A 19,554-nucleotide genomic window follows, 5' to 3' on the forward strand; every position below is an offset into this window, starting at 1 on the left:
ATCCATCAGTCATTCCCTCGCCCACCCTATCAATTCTTCTTCCGAGGCATGGCCGTGGTTTTTGAAACCGAAGGGCTTTCGCTGCTTCAAGAGGCCCTCGAAGCGATGGGCCAGGGATTCCAGACTCTTCCGGAAGTCGGGAATGCACTAGACTCCGATGGCGTCCGTTCCATCCTTCTTTCCGTAGCCGGCCGGATGCAGGAAAATTATCCCTACTTCCATCCGCTTTATGTGGGGCAGATGCTGAAGCCGCCGCACCCCGTCGCTAGGCTGGCCTATGCCCTGGCTATGTTCATCAATCCTAATAATCATGCTCTGGATGGCGGCCGAGCCAGTTCGGAGATGGAAAAAGAGGCGGTAGCTCAAATCGCCGCGATGTTCGGATGGTCCAGTTCTCTGGGGCATTTGACCAGTGGCGGCACCATGGCGAATTTCGAAGCCCTCTGGATCGCTCGCGAATTGGCTCCCGGAAAAGCGGTCGCGGCCTCCGCACAGGCGCACTACACCCACTCGCGACTCTCCGCGGTACTGGGGGTGCCCTTTCGCAAAATTGCCTCGGACGAACGAGGTCGGATGGATATTGGCGATCTCCGCGAACAGCTGCAAACAGGTGAGATCGGCACCGTGGTGGCCACTTTGGGGACCACGGCCGCAGGAACGATCGACCCGTTACCGGAAATTCTGGAACTGCGCAACGAATTTCCGTTCCGTCTCCACGTGGATTCCGCTTACGGGGGTTACTTTACTCTCGCGAGCAACCTGGGTTCCCACGCTCGGGCCGCCTACGATGCGATAGCCAACGTCGATTCGATTGTAATCGATCCGCATAAGCACGGCCTGCAACCTTACGGCTGCGGTTGCGTGCTGTTTCGAGAGGCGAGTGTCGGCAGGTTCTACAAACACGACTCCCCGTACACATACTTCACCTCTGAGGAGTTGCACCTTGGAGAAATCTCCCTGGAGTGTTCCCGGGCCGGTGCCTCGGCTGTCGCGCTCTGGGCGACGATGAAGTTGCTCCCTCTGGATCGAAATGGTTCCTTTGCCCGGAGCCTCGAAAAATGCCGGGAGGGAGCTTTGCAGCTTCACGATCAACTGCAAGCCGGTAAGCGGTTTGTGCCGTTATTCCAACCGGAACTCGACATTTTAGTCTGGGGTGTCCGAGCGCATACGGCCAGTGAGTCTTCCCGACTAGCACGAGAAGTTTTTACCGAGGCCGAAAAATCCCAACTCTATCTGGCCCTGGCGACTTTTCCCCGAAAGATGGTTGAACCGGCGGGAGTCGTGTCGAATTGGGATCGCGAGGATCTGGTTTGCTTGCGGGCCTGCGTCATGAAACCCGAACATCTGGACTGGATGCCTGAAATATTGAAGCGACTGGAAGCCTCTCTTTAATTGAGATCGATCGATGCACTATCTGCTCTTCTACGACGTGGTGGAGAATTACACCGAAGCTCGAATTCCTTTTCGCACTCTCCATCTGGAACATGCTCGAGCGGCAGTAGCCCGCGGCGAACTGCTTCTCGGAGGGGCCTTGGCCGAACCGGCGGATGGAGCGGTGTTGTTGTTCCAGACCGAAAATCCTCAGCTGCTGGAGGATTTTGCAAAATCCGATCCGTACGTGATCAATAAAGTTGTGACGGGTTGGCGGATCCGAAAATGGATGACGGTGGTGGGCGAAAATGCGGCTGTCCAACCTTGATCGCGCCGCCGAAACCATTTGCCCGGCGGCTGAAAGATTTACTTGTTCTGATCGACCGAGAATCGAGTCTTGATCACCGGAATTTCCGCCTTCGGTTCCGTTTTCCGATTCACAAAGACCTTCTGGGTTTCTTCGACCTTCGGCTTCTCGGCCGAGGGGGTCGTAGTCTGGGAGCCATGCTTGGGAACTAATGGCTGGTAGAGTCCGGGAGTCGGTTCCAGGGAACCGGTGTACTCGGGATCTTTGATGATCACATCACAACGCTGGCTGCCCGCGAGCAATTTGTAAGCTCGAGGAGGGTTGGGGGTGTCCCGATTGAAACTCTTCTCGATCACGGGGCGATCGAATTGAGTCAGGTAGGACTTGTCGACGCAAGTGTTGCATCCTTTGTCCTTCTTGAAAGGATCGCAAGCTTGTTTCTCGGCGGCGGTTCGATGCCCCTTAATGTTCACATAGGGAGTCAGCACGCCGTTAGCCGGGCAGGGGGTGTGGACTCGGGCGAGGCCAAAGAGCGAAAAATGTGCATGGGGTTGTAATCCGCCTTGCTTGCACTCTTCACAGTGAGCGGGCACTGGGGCTGCTGCAGCTGCTGCCGCAACCTGGACCGGTTCGACGTACTGAACGGCGACCACTGGGCTCTTTTGGGTCTCTGTTCGGCAGGCTTCAGCCAGCCAGGGCACCACAGCGGGATATTTTGAGGGATTCGCCAGGCGGCAGCAGTCCATCGGAATTACGCGCAAGCGGCTAAGGACCCCCTCGTAGCAGCTAGTGCCTGGTTTAGCAGTTTCGGCTGCCGGAGCAGAGTCGGAGAAATTCGGCGGCGGAATTTCGATCGGTCGCGCGAGCGGTTCGTCGGCATTCGAATTCATGCAAATGCTGCAAAGGCTCGAGACGATCAATAACCAGCAGTTGACGCGCATCGGCATCCCTTTCATCCTAGTCTTCCATCCTCTTATTCGTCCTCGAAAGGTCGCCAGCGCAAGTCCGGTATCCTTGGCGGGCTCAGTTCTTGCATTATGAACCCCCGAACTTCGGAATAGATGGAACAACAGGCAGACTTTACCCGTCTTAACATCGTAGAATGGATGCTATAAGGAGGCTGGTTATGACCGCTGTGAAAACGATTTTGCTGGTGGACGATGATCGTGAGATGGTGGAGGGCATGCGGACCGTTCTGGAAAAACAAGGCTACCGGGTCTTGCATGCGCACGATGGTAACACGGGTCGACAGCTCATTTACAATCAAATGCCCGATCTGGTGATACTGGATATGATGATGCCGCGAATGGGGGGATACCCGGTTCTCGAACATTTTCGGGATAAAAAAGACGCTCCCCCGTTCATTATGATCACCGCCAACGAAGGCAGCCGTCATAAAGCGTATGCGGAGTTTCTGGGAGTGGTCGATTACATAAGAAAGCCGTTCGCAATGGAACGGCTATTGGAAACTGTGCAAAAGGTGATGTCGAATCCCGCCCCGGAACAGACTACGGAAGATCCCGCCGAATAAGTTTATCCGAAGGACCCGGGCTCCCTTACTGGGCTCCGGTCAAAGGATCTTTGGGCAATTTCACTTCGCTGATCGGTTTAGCCGGTCGGCTCGTCTCTTTATCTTCCGGCTTGAACGGCATTTGTTTGCCCGGGTTTTCGTAAATCCCCGCTGGCGGAATCGTGCCGTTGCTCGGGGGATTCAGCATCGGGCCACTATTGTAAATCGGACCCGAGTAGATGGGGGCGGAACCGTAAGAAACGGGAATCGCCTCTTTTTCGCCGCACATGCAGTTCCGCATGCGTGAGAAGAATCCAGGTGAGTTGCTCGTGCTATTCGAAGAGCAATTACTCGAATTGGTGCTGCAGCATCCGGTTGCGAGAAAAGCCAGGCCCAGAGCTATGAAGCAAATCTTGATGTTCCGCATTTCGATTCTTCCCGTGAGGAAACCCGGATCGTCTTTTCCGTGTATCCGATTGGAGGAAATCACTGGCTCAGCATTCGAGCCCGTTTCTCTCAAGATTCTGCGCTCCCCGGCAGACAACGCAAGTACTTGCTTGCAAAAAATACAAGCCCGCGAGGGTTAGTCGCGGGCTTAGAGAGATTGTGATAACTTGTCGGGTAGAATCGATTATTTCATAAAGTTCGATCCGCCCGTCTACTAAGTAAACGGGTCAGATCTGCCATCGACTAGGATTTGATCTGGGCTCGAAGATACTGGAGAGCCATATCAAGTTGACGATCCTTAAAAGGCTTGACGGGTTCCTTGGCTTTCAAGTCCCGGCGCGGAATTACCGACCAGTCATTGACCAGACGTTCCCGCAAATCGTTCGTTTCCTGAGGCGTCAGTTTGAGCTCGTACTGGGATTCGGGACGAACGCCCCAATCTTCTTCCGGCGTACCCTTGGTAGTGGCCTTATTCAGATTCTTACCGTTGGGTCGCCAGAAGGTGGCAATGGTAATCTTGAACTCTCCGCCAGTCGGTGCGAAGGGGACGATCGTCTGCACGCTGCCTTTACCGTAGCTGCGTTCTCCCATAATTACCGCTCGGGTGTGGTCCTGCAGGAATGCGGAGAGAATTTCGCTGGCACTGGCACTCTCGCCGTTAATCAGACAGGCGATCGGGAAGCGCGTGTAGGTCGATTTTCGATTAGCAGTTCGCGTCGCCACTTTGGTTTCCCCGCGGCCGACCCGAGGACGAATCGAAACCACCACCCCGTCATCCACAAAGAGTTCGCTCATGTGGTGAACGACATCCAGATACCCTCCGGGGTTGAACCGTAAATCGAGGATCAGTCCGGCCACTTTATCGGCTTCCAGCTTCTGAAGGACTTTCTCCATATCGGTAGCCGATTTGCGGGAAAACTGGCTCAGGTAGATGTAAGCGATCTTGGTGGCAGGATCGATGTAGTAATCCCAGGTATCGTCGTCTTTGCGCTTGTAGCCCATCACGCTTTCGACTTCCACCATGCCGCGGGTAATCTCATAAACGATCGGGTCTTTTTCGCCTTCGCGTTCGATCGTCACCGAAACATTCGTGCCGGCTTTCCCGGTGATCAGTTTCACGGCATCAATCGTATCCATCCCCTTGGTGGAGGTAGTTTCCGGAGTGGCCAGAGGTTTGCCGTTGCGGTCGACGGTTCGATAGATCGAGGTGATCAGGTCGCCGGTCCGCAAACCCGCTTTGTAAGCCGGGCTCCCCTTGATCGGGGTCACAACTCTCAGAGCGTCTTTAGCGAGGTCGGCACGAATGACAACACCGATACCCGAGAAGGAGCCTTGAGTCTGCTTGTCGACTTCAGCGACTTTATCCTTGTCGTAATAGGTGGTGTAGTTGTCGCCGAGTTTAGCCGTGATCATCTGGAAAGTGATGTCCGCATCCTTGTAATCTTCCAGGTCTTCCCGCTTGCCCAACACCACTCGGGCATCGGCCAGCAGATCGGTCTTTTCACTGCGGCGCATCTGGCCGAGCGTCAGCAATTTGGCGGTGATATCCTTCGGGAGTTTGACTTCGGCACGCTGGAACAATCCTTTGACGCCGTTGGCGATGAGTTCATCTTCCTTGGTGTCTTTGATGAAAATGCTGCGGACTTCCGCAATCCCGGCGAGGACCGTTTCTGCATACCGAACCGCGTCTTTACGGGGCAGCACCATCTCTTCGAGGATCTTTGCCCGGTCTTTGACGATCTCTTCGGGGGACTTCTTCCCTTCGACCAGGGCCACATAATCCTTACGGAGTTCCTGCAAAGCCTTCAGCTTGGGCATGCGACTGATGTACTTGCGAGCTTCCTCGCCGATATCTTTGTCGATTTTCTTGTCGGCTTCGAGTTTGTCCAAAGCCTTGAGGTGTTCTTCGACTTTCGGGAAGACCACGGGATTGTGAGACATCACGAAGTGCGTTTCCAGGCCCGCGAAAACTATGGGGAATTGCAGTTTGTCCCGATTATCCTTACCCAGCTTCTGAGCCAGTATCGGCGTTTCCTTTTCAATATACTTGGTGAACTCATCGAGAGTAATTACACCATCCGCTTCATAGCCATCCTTATCGGCCGCGCCTTTCAGGGCGTCGATCGCTACTTTCGTGAACAAGCCCTTATTATCCAGAATCAGAGGATCGTTCATCGTACGGCCGGAGAATACCATAACGCGACCGTCCACCGCCGTGTCTTCATCGGAGTCTTTGCCCTTGGTTCCCAGGAAGACATCCTGAAATTCCTTCAATTGCGGATTCAGAACCGCTTCATCGCCAGCTTCGAATCCTTTAAAGTTCACATCGAAGAAGGTGCAAAGCTGAGATTTCAGTCCCTTCAGACTCGTTTCGAAGTCGGAGCCTTTCAGAGCATTGTTCGCACGATCCTTGAAGTTACTGTCGGCCACGAAAATGCAACCCTGAGTCCCTACAGCACCTCCCTGGCCAACGATGATCAGATAGACCAGTTCATCGGCCGTTACCTTGGAATTGATATCTTTGAGAGTGCTGAGAATATTCTCTTTGGTTCCCACTTTGCCCTTGCGTGCTTCATCGGCTGCACTGGTAAACAGGAAGACGTGATCGGCCGGAACCGTACCGATCTTGGGATCGGTGAACAAGTCGTAGTAAGCTTTGGCGTCGACTTCCGCGCTGGGGCGGCTCTTCAATTGTTTATCGCCAAACTGGCCAACCCCGACGATCACCACGTAACTCTTGGGTATGGTCGATTTCCAGTCGGCAGCGCTTAGCGGGTTAATCAACCCAAATAAGAGAACTGCCAGACCGAGGCAGGAACGCATCAATCGGCTCATCGATATTCCTTTCGTTGCAATTATCACGTTCGTTCCGATACCAGAGCGTACGGAAGTATTTAAGTTCGCTAATCTACACAAGATTCCCTTATCGGGAAAGACGATTCAGAATTTCAATTCCCCGGTAAAGAGTTTCCTCTTTGGTGGCATAGCTGATTCTAAAATGCGTATCTCGCTGACTGAAGACGCTTCCGGGGATTATCAGCACTTGTTCCTGTATGGCTTTCTGAACAAATTCGAGGGCAGTACCAAAAGGGCATTTGGGGAAAACGTAAAAGGCTCCTGAAGGCGGACAAATTTCGTAGCGATCTTTCAATCCGTTTACAATTATATCCCTCTTGCGAGCATAGGCTTTCACCATTTCGGCCGGATTCCAATCCATCGCGGCTAAAGCACCCTGTTGAGCCATGCTCGGGGCACACACATAGGTGAATTGCTGCAATTTCGCCATTTCCTGAATGATAGCCTTCGGACCGTGCGCAAATCCCATACGCCACCCGGTCATACCGTAGCTCTTACCAAAGCCATCTACCACCAGGACGTTGGGATCGTACTCCGCCGCCGAAGGACATACCCCTTCATAGTGAAAATGCCTGTAAATCTCGTCACTAATAAGAAGAATGTTCCGCTCTTTAGCTAACAGGGCCAATTGTTTTACGATCTCGCGTTGCAGCACCACGCCGGTCGGATTTGCCGGTGAGGAGAACAATATCACCTTGGTTCGAGGGGTGATGGCGGCTTCCACTTTGGCGACATCGATCTGAAAATCGGGATAGGTGTCGATAAAAACCGATTTACCTTCCGCCAGGGTGACCATGTGGGGGTAGGCCACAAAATAGGGGTCGAAGAGGATGACTTCGTCTCCCGGGTCGACGGTTGCCAGAATCGCCAGCTGCAAAGCCCCGGAAACGCCGCTGGTGATTAACACTTCGCGTTCCTGTCCCGGCAGACGGGTAGCTACTTCTTCCGAAATTTTCGAGCGCAGTTCGGGAATTCCCTGGGTGACCGTATAAGTGTTGCCGCCGCGGCGGATTGCGGCGATGGCCGCTTCCTTGGCGACTTCCGGGACGTCGAAATCGGGTTGTCCGATGCTGAAATCGACGGGATTTTTAAGCGATTTGCCGAGTTCGAATACTTTTCGAATTCCAGAAACAGCGATGCGACCATTGCGGGCGGAAATAATTTTCGAGAAATCCATAACTCTCTACGTCTCCTCTTCCGGCTCACCCACCAGTTCCTGCACATCCTGGAGCCTGGCGGTGATTTCGGACATTCTCTCCGGGCGTTCGTTAGGGTCGTATTTCATGCATTGATCGATGAGTTGTCCCAATTCGGCAGGAACAGTCGGGGCGACCTTGCAGACCTCCTCGTAGAGGCTCTTGAAAGAGGATTTTCCAACTACGGCGCTGCTGAGCCCGCCGAAAACGCTCGGCGGCAGCTTCCAGGTAGTTAGACGGTACATCGTGGCGCCGAAGTTGTAAATATCGGATCGCTCGTTGACCACTTTCGCGCGGGCGGTTTCCGGAGCCATGTATTCCGGCGTGCCTTGAACCCGTTCTTTGGGCTCCCCCTTGATCCAGGCCAGACCAAAATCGAGGATTTTAATGGCGCCTGCCTTGGTCATCATGATGTTATTCGGCTTCAAATCCGCGTGGAAAACGCCCCGACGGTGCATGTGTGCGAGACCGGCCGAGATTTGCAGGAACTTATCCACCAGTTTGGACATCGCCATGGCCGGAAGCTGGTCCAGCGTCTTGCCGTTGACGTATTCGATCAGCACATGAACTTTTTTGACCCGGAAGCGCCAATCTTTTTCCTGTTCCAGACAAAGCAATTTAATCAAATTCGGATGATCCAGCATGCTGGCTACCCGCATTTCGTGCTGGACCTGTTCCAGAAATTTCTGATCGTCTTTCCCGTCGATTTCCACGATTTTCAGAGCGTACTCGCGTGCATCTTCCATCCGGCGTATCAGCTGAATCGTACTGTGCGCTCCCTGACCGAGTTCTCTGACGACGGTGTATTTGCCAATCCGACTGATAGAAGCCACCGTTTGCCCCTGATAAAAACGAAAACCGAAACTATAAATATCCTCATAGCATAATCAAAATAAACTGTAAGTCATTGAGAATCCAAGGGTCTTTATGTCAAGTCTGACGGTCGAGGAAGAGAGAATCCGCCGCTATGGCCGGGAGATATTTGCCCGGATGGATCGTCGAAATATCGTTCCGTTTTCGCCGGCCTGGTTCGACGATGTTCTGATGAATACCACGATGCAGGCGGAGAAACTGAAAGTTCAGTTGTTCCGGTTCATCGATACTCTACCGCTGCTCAAAGACTCCAAAACAGTCGCCGACCATCTGAAGGAATATCTGGGTACCACCGAAAGTGGTCTTCCCGGTATCGCCCGCCATTTTCTTAATCGACTGCCAGGGGAAGGCTGGGCCGGAACGCTCCTGGCCAAAACGGCCAAGAATAATGCCGAGCACATGGCCCGGAAGTTTATCGCCGGCTCGAACGTTCAGGAAGCCATCTCCGCAATCAAGCAACTCCGCAATCGCAAATATGGCTTCACCATCGATCTGCTCGGCGAGGCCACCATCACGGAAGCGGAAGCGGACGGCGTTCAGAAACAATACTTCGACCTGGTGGAAGGTTTGCCAGGGGTCATCAATAATCTTCCCGAGATTCCCTGCGTCGACCGCAATCACCTCGGGCCTATTCCCCGGGTGAATATCTCCGTCAAGCTTTCCTCGCTGTTCAGTCAGTTCGATCCCATCGATCCCGTCGGCACGACTCGTTCAGTGCTGAAGCGTTTGCGTCCGATCATGTCGAAAGCAATGTCGCGCGGGGAGTTCATCAATTTCGATATGGAGCAGTACTCCTTCAAGGATACCACACTGCATATCTTCAAAACCGTCCTCGAGGAGCCCGAGTTCCGCAACTGGCCGCACGTGGGAATCGCCATTCAGGCCTATCTGAAGGACACCGAAAAAGATCTGCAAGAATTGCTGGAATGGACCAGAAAACGGGGCACCCCGATCGCCGTTCGCCTGGTGAAAGGGGCCTACTGGGATTACGAAACCGTGATAGCCGCGCAACAGGACTGGCCGGTGCCGGTCTGGACCGAGAAGTGGCAGAGCGATGCGTGCTTCGAACGCTGCGGCCGGTTTCTGCTCCAGAACTATAACTGGATTGCTCCGGCATTCGGCTCGCACAATGTCCGCAGTATTTCCACCATGCTGGCCGTGGCCGAGGAACTCGGGGTTCCCAAGGGAGCCTACGAATTCCAGATGCTCTATGGCATGGCGGACGAATTCAAAGATGCCATGGTAGAACTCGGACAGCGAATCCGCATCTATACGCCCTATGGCCAACTGCTACCCGGCATGGCCTACCTGGTTCGAAGATTGCTCGAAAATACTTCCAACGATTCATTCCTGCGGGCTAGCTTCCGCGAAAATACCACTGAGGATAAACTGCTGATGAATCCGGTACATAAAGCGCAAGCCAATACCACCAACGGCACGACCGCAGCTCCGTCTCACTCGGAAAAACCGGGCAAATTCAAGAACGAGCCACTCGCTGAGTATCACCGGGAGTTCAATCGCGACGCAATGAGCCATGCATTGGCGGAAGTGGCAAAACAGCTCGATCGCGATTACGTGCCTTTCATCGGGGGGCAAGCGGTCGCTGCCGAAAAATGGCAGGACGCGACCAATCCTTCGCAGAGCTCACAAAAACTCGGTCGCTGGGCGGCCTCCACTCCCAAGCAGGCCGAAGAAGCCATCGCCTCGGCCAAGAAAAATTATCCGGCTTGGCGCGATACCCCCGCCGCAAAGCGCGCGGAATATCTGCGGAAGATCGCTGATGTCATGCGGAAACGCCGCTGGGAACTTTCGGCCTGGGCCGTTTATGAAACGGCTAAACCCTGGCGGGAAGCCGATGCGGACATTGCGGAAGCCATCGACTTCTGCGATTACTACGCCGAGCTGTTTCTGAAAATGGTGAAACCCAAGCGCATGGATGTTCCGGGGGAAGAGAACAGCTACTTCTACGAACCGCGGGGAGTGGCCGTGGTGATTGCGCCCTGGAATTTTCCACTGGCGATCATGTGCGGCATGACGGTGGCCGCTCTAGTCACCGGAAACACCGTAATTATCAAGCCGGCCGAGCAATCGACCATTATCGGCGCCAAGTTTGCCGAAGTCCTGAAGGAAGCCGAACTGCCCCCCGTTTGGTCCTTTTTACCCGGTATTGGCGAGGAAATCGGGCCGACACTGGTACAGTCGCCCGATGTCGATCTGATCGTCTTCACCGGATCTCAGCAAGTCGGCCTCTGGATTAACGAAAATGCCGCGAAGACTCCTCCGGTTCAGCACCACGTCAAACGAGTGATAGCCGAATTGGGTGGCAAAAATGCGGCGATTGTCGATGCGGACGCCGATTTGGACGAAGCCGTGAAAGGGGTTCTTGACTCGGCCTTCGGTTACTCGGGGCAAAAGTGCTCGGCCTGTTCGCGGGCGATTGTTCATGAATCCATTCACGATCAATTTCTGCATCGCCTGATCGAGGCGGCCAAGAGTCTGACCATTTCTCCCGCGAGCGATCCGGGATGTTCGATGGGTCCCGTGATTGACGCCGATGCCAAGAAACGCATCCTGGCAATGATCGCCAAGGGAAAATCCCAGTCCCTACTGGTATATGCGGCCGACCTGGGGGCACTCGCCGATCAGGGACATTACGTTGGCCCCCACATCTTTGCCGACGTCCATGAAACGGATGTCATTGCCCAAGAAGAGATTTTCGGCCCGGTGCTGGCCGTGATGAAAGCGAAGAATCTCGATCACGCTCTGCAGATTGCCAATGGAACCCGCTACGCTCTCACGGGGGGGATCTTCTCACGCAGTCCCAGCACGCTGGAAAGGGTGAAAAAGGAGTTTCGCGTTGGCAATCTTTACGTGAATCGAAAGATCACCGGCGCGTTGGTCGAACGCCAGCCGTTTGGCGGCTTCAAACTGTCGGGCATTGGCAGCAAGGCTGGCGGGCCCGATTACCTGTTGCAGTTCGTCATTCCGCGGGTCATCACGGAAAACACCATGCGACGAGGGTTTGCCCCGACGCTCGAAAGTTAGCCGAAAAACTGCGACAGATAGTTTCGACTCTGTCGCAACGCCCTCTTACGATCTTCCAAGGTTTTCTCGTAAGCCCGGTCTTCCACCTCGATGCAGACCGGGCCATGATAGCCCGCATCTGTTAAGGCACTGAAGAAAGGCCCCCATTGCACATCGCCGAGGCCGGGCAGTTTGGGCAGGTGCCAGTGCAAACCGCTGATACCCTGTTCGTACAGCAAATCCTGATCGATTCGTTCATCCTTGGCGTGAACGTGAAAGATTTTATCTTTAAATTCCCTAATCGCCCGTGCGGCGTCGATCCCTTGCCAGATCAGATGCGAGGGATCGATATTCAGTCCCAAACCTTCCGGAAACATACGGAACATTTCACGCCAAAGATGAGGGCTGACCGGAAGGTTCTTCCCACCTGGCCATTCGTCGTTTGAAAAGAGCATCGGGCAGTGTTCGATCGCGATCCGAACTCCGGTTTTATGGGCCAATTCCATAATCGGTGACCATACCTCTTTCATCAGTAGAAGATTCTCTTCGATGTTCCGGGTATGATCGCGGCCAATGAAGGTATTGACTGTTTTGAGACCGAGAGAGGGAGAAACCTGGATGACCTTTTTGAGATGTTCGACAATGGTTTCGCGTACCTGAGGATTGGGATCGAGCGGATTGGGATAGTATCCTAAAGCTGATATCGCAACCCCATATTTTTGTGTAACTTGCAGAATCGACTGGGCCTTGGCATGGGACCAGTCGGTCACATCAATATGAGTGACACCGGCGTAGCGTCGATCCGATTTGCCGGGAGGCCAGCACATGACTTCGATGCAGTCGAATCGCTCCCCGGCTGCAAATTGCAGGATTTCCTCGAGACCCAAGGTAGGCAAAATCGCCGTTACGAATCCTAGTTGCATAAGGTATTTCTCAGGTTAATCCGGAAGCTTGCCTAGCTTACCCACAGCCCAAATCTCTCATAATCAACTCATTCCAAAAATGTATATTAACTGTAACGGATAAATCGTCGATAAGGATAGAATGAAAGCAGGCATTTTACCGCGGATGAGGTAAACTGCACTTCGCTGGAATCTCGAATCGCGAGGACCTTCAAAATGACACGGCTTTTCCTTGCTCTGGCAATGCTCGTTGTAATTAGCGTCTCCAATGTTTCCGCTCAAGGTGGCGGCGGTGGAGGTGGGGGAGGCGGCAGCGGTGGGGGTGGAGGTGGTGGAAGCAGCGGCGGCGGAGGCGGAAGTAGCAGCAGCGGATCCAGCAGTTCGACCACTCTGAACATGCCCACACTGCAAAGTGCGACCGCGGGTTTGAATTCCATCGGAACGCAAAGTTCCACGAGTAGCTCGACCAATATTTTGAGTTCCACTAATCAGTTCACACAATTCTACGATAGCCCTCTTTATCCCGGACGGCCGAACAGTTCAGACACGAGCATCACAACGGGTTCGGGTGGGTTCGGAACTCAAACTTACGGTTCCGCCACTACCTCGACGGGCGGAGGGGGGCGCGGCGGATCGAGTGGTAGTTCGAGTACTTCGCGAACCACGATTAAAAGTGGAAATAGCTATACGGGCGGGAGCTTGAATAATGTGGCGACCCAGGTCTCGTACGTGGCCGTGCTGAAGTTCTCTACACCGCCAGTTCCCGAAAGCCAGAAGCTGGCCACTTTGCGACAGAGTATTGTAAACAATCCGCAGATTACGAATTCCAAGGACATCTCGGTTACGATCGAGAATGGGGTTGTCGTTCTTCGGGGCCGAGCCGCCGATGACGATGAACGCCGGCTGGTTGAAAACGTTTTGCGTTTGGAACCGGGTGTCAACCAGGTAAAAAATGAACTCGTTGCCAAATAGTCGTTAAATCGCTTTCCAAGTGGTCTTTGACCGGAGCCGAGTGGCTCCGGTTTCATTTCCCCCCCGAATATCGCTATCCGCTTTACTTGCAAAACCTGCGATTGCTAAAATCAGCGATATGATCTCCGACCTAGAAGATACCATTGTCGCGCAAGCGAGTGTGCCCGGGGCGGCCGTGCGCGGCATCGTCCGACTCTCGGGGCCCAAGGCCTTCGAGATTGTCAACCAGCTGTTTCACAATCCGGATCCTTCGCAAAAATTTCAGTCCGGCTCTTTGCGGATTCAAGGATTGGAGAGCCCGCTACCGGCCTTGGTACTTCGCTCGAATCAGCCGAACACTTATACCGGTCAGGACCTGGTGGAGATTCATCTCATCGGCTGCCCGCCGGTCGTGGATGCCTTACTGGCGGAAATTCTGAATCGGGGTGCCCGTTCGGCGAATCCGGGCGAATTCACTTTACGAGGATTCTTGAACGGCAAACGAGATCTGACTCAATCGGAAGCGGTTCTGGCCGTTATCGAAGCCCGGGATTCCGTGCAATTAAAGCAGGCCTTAAATCAGATGGCGGGCGGCGTCTCCACACCTTTGGTTCAAATGCGGGAAGATCTTCTGAATCTCCTGGCCGATGTCGAAGCAGGTCTCGATTTCAGCGAAGAGGATATCGAATTTATTGATCGCAAGGATCTTTTACTGAGGCTGGGGAAAGCCCTGGCTCAGTTGACGAATCTGCGCCGGCAACTGGAAGATCGAGCTGTGGAAGGTCGGATGTTCCGGGTCGCTTTGGTGGGTAAACCGAATGCCGGAAAAAGCAGCTTGTTTAACGCTTTGGCGGGCGATCAGGCAGCCATCGTCAGCCCGGTGGCCGGGACTACACGAGATTATGTAACGCGATCGATTCAGCTTTCAGGTCAGAAAATTGAATTGATCGACACCGCTGGCTGGATGAGAACGCACACGGAAATCGACGAACAGGCCCAACACCTGGGGAGAGAACGGACCGGCGAAGCGGAATTGATTCTGGAGTGTATCGAATCCACCCGTTATGCCGGCGAGACATCTGAGGTTTCCAGCCGTCACATTCGCATCCTGACCAAGTGCGATTTGCATCCTGGACCGGAGGGCTGGATTCGCACCAGCAGTGAAACTTTCTTTGGGCTCGCGGAATTGCAGGCACGAATCGTTCGTCAGGCGACCGACTTTTTTCATCCAGCCCTCGCGTCGAGTCTGTCGCGTTGTCGACATCACGTGGATCGCTCGATCCTCCACCTTCGCAATGCGCACAATTCGGTTCTATTCGAGGATCCCGCGGAGATCTTGGCCGCCGAAGTGCGTCTGGCGCTCGATCAGTTGGGTGAGATGACCGGGGCGATTTACACCGAGGATTTGCTGGGCCGAATTTTCAGTAGATTCTGTGTGGGGAAATAGATGGGCGCAAAAAAAACACCCGGCTGATTGACCACCTCTCCCATAGTCAATCAACCGAGTGCTTTTTAGTCGGATATTCTGTCAATGGTCTGACAGGATTTTCAGGTTTCCCTGAATTATTTTGATTAACGCCCGACTGTTGTACCACCTCTCCCATGGCCATTCAGTCGGGCGTCTATGGCTCTCGCCGAAAAACTATATTGCAGGAGCTGTGCCAATCGTATTTCAAGACCAATTTTTTGGGACTTCAGACATCCTAAATCGCGAAATACCAAGGATTTTAGTGCGAATTTAGATCTCCCATTTTTCCCAGATGTAAAATATTCATTTGCCGAACGATGCACAATCTGCTGGCAAGGCGAACGATTTCTGCCTAAAAAATGCGCAAATCAAAGTGGATCATAACTCAAAACATACGGAAATTCTGAGGTGGCTCAGATTATCCAGAATTTATTTTCTGACATTTCCATTTTGGATGGTTTATCTCGAAAAATTGCTGCTTTTTCTAGCAGACATTTTGTTACCCTTAAGAGTAACCCAAATTCTGATACGGCTCTCCCTGAAACATCGCACCCGAAAGACTCGATTAGCCGAATAGAATACTAATTCAGGAGCTTAACCCAAAACACGGATGTATTAGGAATGGCCACTGATATGCGACTCAAAGAAGGTCTGCCGGAAATCACCGAAAGCCTGTTGGCGACGTACACCGAGTGCAGCCGCATCAACCATCTTGGGCATCAGTCGTTGCCCAGCCGGGAAGCGGTCCAGTCCATCATGGACGATCTTTACGAAGTCATTTATCCCGGCTTCGGCAAGCGCCAGAACTTGCACATTGGCAATGTCGAATACTACGTGGGCAGTCTGATCGATGCCCTCCACGATAAGCTGACCATTCAAATCGCCCGAGCCCTCCGCCACGAACTGGCGGCGGAGTCCCCCAACGTCGATTTTGAACAACTGGCTCAAAAAAGAGCGATCGAATTCCTGAAAAAACTTCCGGAAGTGCGAACGACACTCGATTTGGATGTCGCCGCCGCGTATCGGGGCGACCCGGCTGCGCATAGCCATCACGAAATTATCTTCTGCTACCCGGGACTGGAAGCGATTACCGTTTATCGCCTAGCCCACGAACTGCTGCAACTCGGTGTGCCCTATATCCCCCGGATGATGACCGAAGTAGCCCACTCCAAGACAGGGATTGATATTCATCCCGGCGCTTCCATCGGGCCCGGTTTCTTCATCGATCACGGTACGGGTGTCGTCATTGGAGAAACTTGCGAGATCGGGACTAATGTCAAGCTTTATCAGGGTGTGACTCTCGGAGCTTTAAGCTTCCAGACCGACGCCGATGGAGAACTGGTCCGTGGGACCAAACGCCATCCGACGCTGAAGGATGATGTCGTGGTCTATGCCAACGCCACCATCCTGGGAGGCACCACTATCATTGGCGAAAGATCGGTTGTAGGCTCGAACGTCTGGTTAACTCACAGCGTCGCGGCCGATACCGTCGTCGTGCTCGAGAAACCTTCCCTTCGCTTGAAGGGGGCCGCCACCCGCGAAGGCATTATGTATCACATTTGACAGACAGGATTTCTCCCCATGAAGCGAATTCGCATTGGCAATGGCTGCGGCTTCTGGGGAGATAGTGTCGATGCGCCGATCAATCTGGTACGCGACGGCCATCTCGATTATCTCACGCTCGAATATCTCGCCGAATTAACCATGTCGATTCTCGCACTGCAAAAGCAGCGCGACCCCAATGCCGGATTCGCCAGCGATTTCATCGAAGTTCTGAGTCGGCTGACACCGTTATTGATTCAGCAACCGCGTTTGAAAATCGTTACCAATGCCGGTGGGATGAACCCCATGGCCTGCGCTCTCCAGGCCAAAGCGGTACTGGATAAAGCCGGTATTCGACGACGAATATTCCTTGTGAGCGGCGATGATATCTTTTCGAAGCTGGAGGAAATACTCAAAGATCCTTCCGAATTAAAGAATCTCGATACCGGCCATTCGCTGGAAACGATACGCAGTAAAGTCGTGAGTGCGAACACCTATCTGGGAGCGCAGCCGATAGCCCGGGCGCTCGAGAGCGGTGCGGATATTGTGATCACCGGTCGGGTGGCCGATGCTTCGTTGACGGTTGGACCTGCGATTGCCGAGTTCGGCTGGGCCATGAACGATTTCGACCGGCTATCGGCAGCCACGGTGGCCGGGCACTTGATTGAGTGCGGAGCTCAAGCCACCGGAGGTATTTGGACTCACTGGCAGGAAGCCGAACCTCTGGATACGATCGGTTATCCCATAGCGGAAATCGACGAATCGGGTGTCTTCCAAATCAGTAAACCGCCCCACACCGGCGGCGCAATCAATCTGGAGACAATCAGCGAACAACTGCTGTATGAAGTCGGCGATCCCGCCGCCTACCTGACACCGGATGTGGTTTCGGACTTCACTTCGGTCCTATTAAAACAATTGTCGCGAGATGTCGTTCAAGTGTCGGATGCTCGGGGAAAACCGGCCACTCCCTTTTACAAAGTGTCGATTGCCTTCCGCGATGGTTTCAGCAGTGGCGGAACGCTGGTGATTCCTGGTGCCCGAGCGGCGAAGAGAGCGGGCGAAATCTTACTTGCTCGGCTACGGCATGCCGGTTTCTCCTACCAGCGAAGTTACGTTGAAGTGCTCCCGGGGCCAACGGAGAATTCAGAAGCCTATCTTCGAGTTTCGGTTCACGATCCCAACAAAGCGGCCGTCGAGCGTTTCACCCGGGAATTTGCCCCTCTAGTCACATCGGGTCCGCAAGGTGTTTCCGGTTATACGACAGGGCGGGCCGCCGTCCGGGAAGTCTTCGCCTACTGGCCGGCCTTGATCCGTAAGGAACTGGTCGAGCCGAAAGTGGAGGAACTGCAATGACTCCAGCGAACAAAATCCAGGGGATGCTCTCGGATATTGCACATGGCCGATCGGGCGATAAAGGGAATCACGCGAACATCGCCGTTATCGCGTACAATCCTCAAGGGTATGAGTGGTTGAAGGCGAACCTGACTGTGGAGGTGGTCTGTCAATATTTCCGGGAACGGAAAATCCACCGGGCGGAAAGATATGAGGCACCGAATCTTCTGGGCTTGAACTTCATGCTTTATGACGTTCTTGAGGGTGGGGCCTCCCGCTCTCTTCTGATCGATACGCAAGGAAAGTCGCTGGCCTATCACTTGCTCCAGATGCCGATTGAAATTCCTGATGAGGCCCTGAAGCTTCGCAATCCCCAAGAGAAAATCCCCTCATGACATCTCTAGTTGAATCGACTCGAGAGGGAGCGGCCGCTATCCTTCGCATCAATCGTCCCGACAAGCGGAATGCCTTGTCGCGGGATTCGATTGCCGCTCTGCATCGGGAATTTGTGAGAGTTCGCGACGATGCTTGTGTACGCGTGGTGGTCCTTACTGGGAACGGCTCCGCATTTTGTGCCGGCATGGATCTCGACGAATTGCAGAAAAGCCTCACGGCCGACGCGGAAACCGTTTGGTCTGATGCCAACGAGTTAGCGAATTTGTTCGACCTGATCTACACTCTGCCCAAGCCGACGATTGCCGCGGTGAATGGAGCCGCAGTTGCGGGGGGGGCCGGTCTCATGACGGTGTGCGACTTGGCGATCAGCGTACCGACGGCAAAGTTTGGCTACCCCGAAGTGCGTCGCGGTCTGGTGGCGGCCCTCGTCTTGCCGCATCTTTTACGTCACATCGGCGAACGTTCGGCCCGGCATCTGTTGCTAGCCGGGGAACTTATCGATGCTGCCGAGGCGGTTCGAATTGGTCTGATCAATAGAGTCGTACCCTCAGAACAATTCTGGCCGGAGATCCGAACTTTGATTCAGTCTCTGGTGGCCGGCGGCCCGCTGGCTCTGGCGGAAACCAAACGCTTATTGCGGGAGATGTCTCAGCAATCGCTTTCGATTGCGGACTTGGCCAAGGCCAGCGCGACTCCCCGACTGGGTGCCGAATGCCATGAGGGCTTGAAAGCGTTTTTTGATAAACGGACCGCACCCTGGATGGACTCCTAAGCGATGAGTTCCGCGGATCCCTCCCTGGATATGTTTTTTTGGCAGCCGCCGGTTCTGGAAACCCCAAGGCTTTTACTTCGCCCATTCCAATCTGGTGACGTCGACGCCTACTACCGAATCTGTTCCAACCCCAGGATGACTCAGTTCACCCTCTGGGATACCCACACTTCCCGGGAAGATACGCGCCTGTTCGTCGAGCAATACGCCCCCTCGCGGCTGCCGGAAAAAGTTCCCGAACCGCTCGCCATCACGCTCCGCTCCACCGGGGAACTCGTCGGTTCGATCGGGTGTTTCTGGTCTGCTCAATCGAACGAAGTGATGGAACTGGGCTATAATGTGGCCGAAGCGTTTTGGGGGCAGGGGATCGCGGTCGAAGCTTCCCGCAAGTTACTCGATTACGTGTTCGAAAACTACGAAGTGGAAAGAATTCAGGCACGCATCTTCGCCGGGAACTCGGCGAGCGGTCGCGTCGCCGTCAAGGTTGGAATGACTTACGAAGGAACTCTCCGCAGTCTGTTGCGACATCGGGGACGCTATACCGATGTCGAGTACTATTCCATCTTGCGGCTCGAATGGCTGCAGTGGCCCGGAATCGAAAGCGATTAGC

The 19,554-nt window shown here is 53.9% G+C and carries 17 protein-coding genes; 11 read left to right on the plus strand and 6 right to left on the minus strand.

The genetic code is table 11. The features are described from left to right. Positions 1–48 precede the first annotated feature (48 nt). Both KIH39_RS04315 and KIH39_RS04320 read left to right on the plus strand, forming a co-directional pair. Entirely contained in the window at positions 49–1,392 is a 1,344-nt protein-coding gene (locus tag KIH39_RS04315) for a pyridoxal phosphate-dependent decarboxylase family protein (RefSeq protein ID WP_213498038.1), read from the plus strand. Positions 1,393–1,405: 13 nt separating this feature from the next. Beyond that, on the plus strand, positions 1,406–1,699 hold the full coding sequence (locus tag KIH39_RS04320) for a YciI-like protein (protein WP_213498039.1): 294 nt from the start codon (positions 1,406–1,408) through the stop codon (positions 1,697–1,699). Positions 1,700–1,737: 38 nt separating this feature from the next. Here the strand turns inward: KIH39_RS04320 and KIH39_RS04325 are convergent, their stop codons facing one another. Next, a complete protein-coding gene (locus KIH39_RS04325; RefSeq protein WP_213498040.1) occupies positions 1,738–2,634 on the minus strand; it encodes a hypothetical protein in 897 nt (298 codons plus the stop codon). 170 nt (positions 2,635–2,804) lie between these two features. Here KIH39_RS04325 and KIH39_RS04330 point away from each other — a divergent pair, with 170 nt between their 5' ends. After that, entirely contained in the window at positions 2,805–3,209 is a 405-nt protein-coding gene (locus tag KIH39_RS04330; protein WP_213498041.1) for a response regulator transcription factor, read from the plus strand. A 25-nt stretch (positions 3,210–3,234) separates the two neighbouring features. Here KIH39_RS04330 and KIH39_RS04335 read toward each other — a convergent pair whose 3' ends face one another. The 4 genes from KIH39_RS04335 to KIH39_RS04350 form a co-directional block, all read right to left on the minus strand. Next, entirely contained in the window at positions 3,235–3,615 is a 381-nt protein-coding gene (locus KIH39_RS04335) for a hypothetical protein (RefSeq protein WP_213498042.1), read from the minus strand. A gap of 263 nt (positions 3,616–3,878) precedes the next feature. Next, the gene (locus KIH39_RS04340; protein ID WP_213498043.1) at positions 3,879–6,470 is read right to left on the minus strand and encodes a S41 family peptidase; all 2,592 of its coding nucleotides are present in this window, start codon (positions 6,468–6,470) and stop codon (positions 3,879–3,881) included. Between the two features lie 88 nt (positions 6,471–6,558). After that, positions 6,559–7,668, minus strand: a complete 1,110-nt coding sequence (locus KIH39_RS04345) for a pyridoxal phosphate-dependent aminotransferase (RefSeq protein WP_213498044.1) — start codon at positions 7,666–7,668, stop codon at positions 6,559–6,561. A gap of 6 nt (positions 7,669–7,674) precedes the next feature. Further along, the gene (locus tag KIH39_RS04350) at positions 7,675–8,520 is read right to left on the minus strand and encodes a serine/threonine protein kinase (RefSeq protein WP_213498045.1); all 846 of its coding nucleotides are present in this window, start codon (positions 8,518–8,520) and stop codon (positions 7,675–7,677) included. Between the two features lie 94 nt (positions 8,521–8,614). Between KIH39_RS04350 and KIH39_RS04355 the strand changes: the two genes are divergently transcribed. Next, positions 8,615–11,605: a proline dehydrogenase family protein gene (locus KIH39_RS04355; protein ID WP_213498046.1), complete on the plus strand. Its 2,991-nt coding sequence runs from the start codon at positions 8,615–8,617 to the stop codon at positions 11,603–11,605. Here the strand turns inward: KIH39_RS04355 and KIH39_RS04360 are convergent. Beyond that, positions 11,602–12,507: a sugar phosphate isomerase/epimerase family protein gene (locus tag KIH39_RS04360; protein ID WP_213498047.1), complete on the minus strand. Its 906-nt coding sequence runs from the start codon at positions 12,505–12,507 to the stop codon at positions 11,602–11,604. The genes KIH39_RS04355 and KIH39_RS04360 overlap by 4 nt on opposite strands. A gap of 195 nt (positions 12,508–12,702) precedes the next feature. Here KIH39_RS04360 and KIH39_RS04365 point away from each other — a divergent pair, with 195 nt between their 5' ends. The 7 genes from KIH39_RS04365 to KIH39_RS04395 all read left to right on the plus strand — a co-directional run bounded on the left by KIH39_RS04365 (position 12,703) and on the right by KIH39_RS04395 (position 19,553). After that, on the plus strand, positions 12,703–13,458 hold the full coding sequence (locus tag KIH39_RS04365) for a BON domain-containing protein (RefSeq protein WP_213498048.1): 756 nt from the start codon (positions 12,703–12,705) through the stop codon (positions 13,456–13,458). A 118-nt stretch (positions 13,459–13,576) separates the two neighbouring features. Further along, on the plus strand, positions 13,577–14,884 hold the full coding sequence (locus KIH39_RS04370) for a tRNA modification GTPase (protein ID WP_213498049.1): 1,308 nt from the start codon (positions 13,577–13,579) through the stop codon (positions 14,882–14,884). 642 nt (positions 14,885–15,526) lie between these two features. Continuing rightward, positions 15,527–16,468 (plus strand): serine O-acetyltransferase, encoded by a 942-nt coding sequence (locus KIH39_RS04375; RefSeq protein ID WP_213498050.1) that lies wholly within the window; start codon positions 15,527–15,529, stop codon positions 16,466–16,468. A gap of 18 nt (positions 16,469–16,486) precedes the next feature. Next, positions 16,487–17,800, plus strand: coding sequence for an acyclic terpene utilization AtuA family protein (locus KIH39_RS04380; protein WP_213498051.1), 1,314 nt, complete (start codon positions 16,487–16,489; stop codon positions 17,798–17,800). Beyond that, positions 17,797–18,174: an AtuA-related protein gene (locus KIH39_RS04385; protein WP_246539519.1), complete on the plus strand. Its 378-nt coding sequence runs from the start codon at positions 17,797–17,799 to the stop codon at positions 18,172–18,174. The genes KIH39_RS04380 and KIH39_RS04385 overlap by 4 nt, the downstream gene beginning before the upstream one ends. Further along, on the plus strand, positions 18,171–18,947 hold the full coding sequence (locus KIH39_RS04390; RefSeq protein ID WP_213498052.1) for an enoyl-CoA hydratase-related protein: 777 nt from the start codon (positions 18,171–18,173) through the stop codon (positions 18,945–18,947). The genes KIH39_RS04385 and KIH39_RS04390 overlap by 4 nt, the downstream gene beginning before the upstream one ends. A gap of 3 nt (positions 18,948–18,950) precedes the next feature. Beyond that, positions 18,951–19,553: a GNAT family N-acetyltransferase gene (locus KIH39_RS04395; protein ID WP_213498053.1), complete on the plus strand. Its 603-nt coding sequence runs from the start codon at positions 18,951–18,953 to the stop codon at positions 19,551–19,553. Position 19,554: the final 1 nt, after the last annotated feature.

The sequence above is a fragment of the Telmatocola sphagniphila genome (assembly GCF_018398935.1).
In the GTDB taxonomy this organism is placed as follows: Bacteria; Planctomycetota; Planctomycetia; order Gemmatales; family Gemmataceae; genus Telmatocola; species Telmatocola sphagniphila.

What these genes read in the sequence shown, in the direction of transcription:
- KIH39_RS04315 (WP_213498038.1), top strand. Translation starts at nt 49, where the DNA reads ATGGCCGTGGTTTTTGAAACCGAAGGGCTTTCGCTGCTTCAAGAGGCC.
- KIH39_RS04320 (WP_213498039.1), top strand. Translation starts at nt 1,406, where the DNA reads ATGCACTATCTGCTCTTCTACGACGTGGTGGAGAATTACACCGAAGCT.
- KIH39_RS04325 (WP_213498040.1), bottom strand. Translation starts at nt 2,634, where the DNA reads ATGAAAGGGATGCCGATGCGCGTCAACTGCTGGTTATTGATCGTCTCG.
- KIH39_RS04330 (WP_213498041.1), top strand. Translation starts at nt 2,805, where the DNA reads ATGACCGCTGTGAAAACGATTTTGCTGGTGGACGATGATCGTGAGATG.
- KIH39_RS04335 (WP_213498042.1), bottom strand. Translation starts at nt 3,615, where the DNA reads ATGCGGAACATCAAGATTTGCTTCATAGCTCTGGGCCTGGCTTTTCTC.
- KIH39_RS04340 (WP_213498043.1), bottom strand. Translation starts at nt 6,470, where the DNA reads ATGAGCCGATTGATGCGTTCCTGCCTCGGTCTGGCAGTTCTCTTATTT.
- KIH39_RS04345 (WP_213498044.1), bottom strand. Translation starts at nt 7,668, where the DNA reads ATGGATTTCTCGAAAATTATTTCCGCCCGCAATGGTCGCATCGCTGTT.
- KIH39_RS04355 (WP_213498046.1), top strand. Translation starts at nt 8,615, where the DNA reads ATGTCAAGTCTGACGGTCGAGGAAGAGAGAATCCGCCGCTATGGCCGG.
- KIH39_RS04360 (WP_213498047.1), bottom strand. Translation starts at nt 12,507, where the DNA reads ATGCAACTAGGATTCGTAACGGCGATTTTGCCTACCTTGGGTCTCGAG.
- KIH39_RS04365 (WP_213498048.1), top strand. Translation starts at nt 12,703, where the DNA reads ATGACACGGCTTTTCCTTGCTCTGGCAATGCTCGTTGTAATTAGCGTC.
- KIH39_RS04370 (WP_213498049.1), top strand. Translation starts at nt 13,577, where the DNA reads ATGATCTCCGACCTAGAAGATACCATTGTCGCGCAAGCGAGTGTGCCC.
- KIH39_RS04375 (WP_213498050.1), top strand. Translation starts at nt 15,527, where the DNA reads ATGGCCACTGATATGCGACTCAAAGAAGGTCTGCCGGAAATCACCGAA.
- KIH39_RS04380 (WP_213498051.1), top strand. Translation starts at nt 16,487, where the DNA reads ATGAAGCGAATTCGCATTGGCAATGGCTGCGGCTTCTGGGGAGATAGT.
- KIH39_RS04385 (WP_246539519.1), top strand. Translation starts at nt 17,797, where the DNA reads ATGACTCCAGCGAACAAAATCCAGGGGATGCTCTCGGATATTGCACAT.
- KIH39_RS04390 (WP_213498052.1), top strand. Translation starts at nt 18,171, where the DNA reads ATGACATCTCTAGTTGAATCGACTCGAGAGGGAGCGGCCGCTATCCTT.
- KIH39_RS04395 (WP_213498053.1), top strand. Translation starts at nt 18,951, where the DNA reads ATGAGTTCCGCGGATCCCTCCCTGGATATGTTTTTTTGGCAGCCGCCG.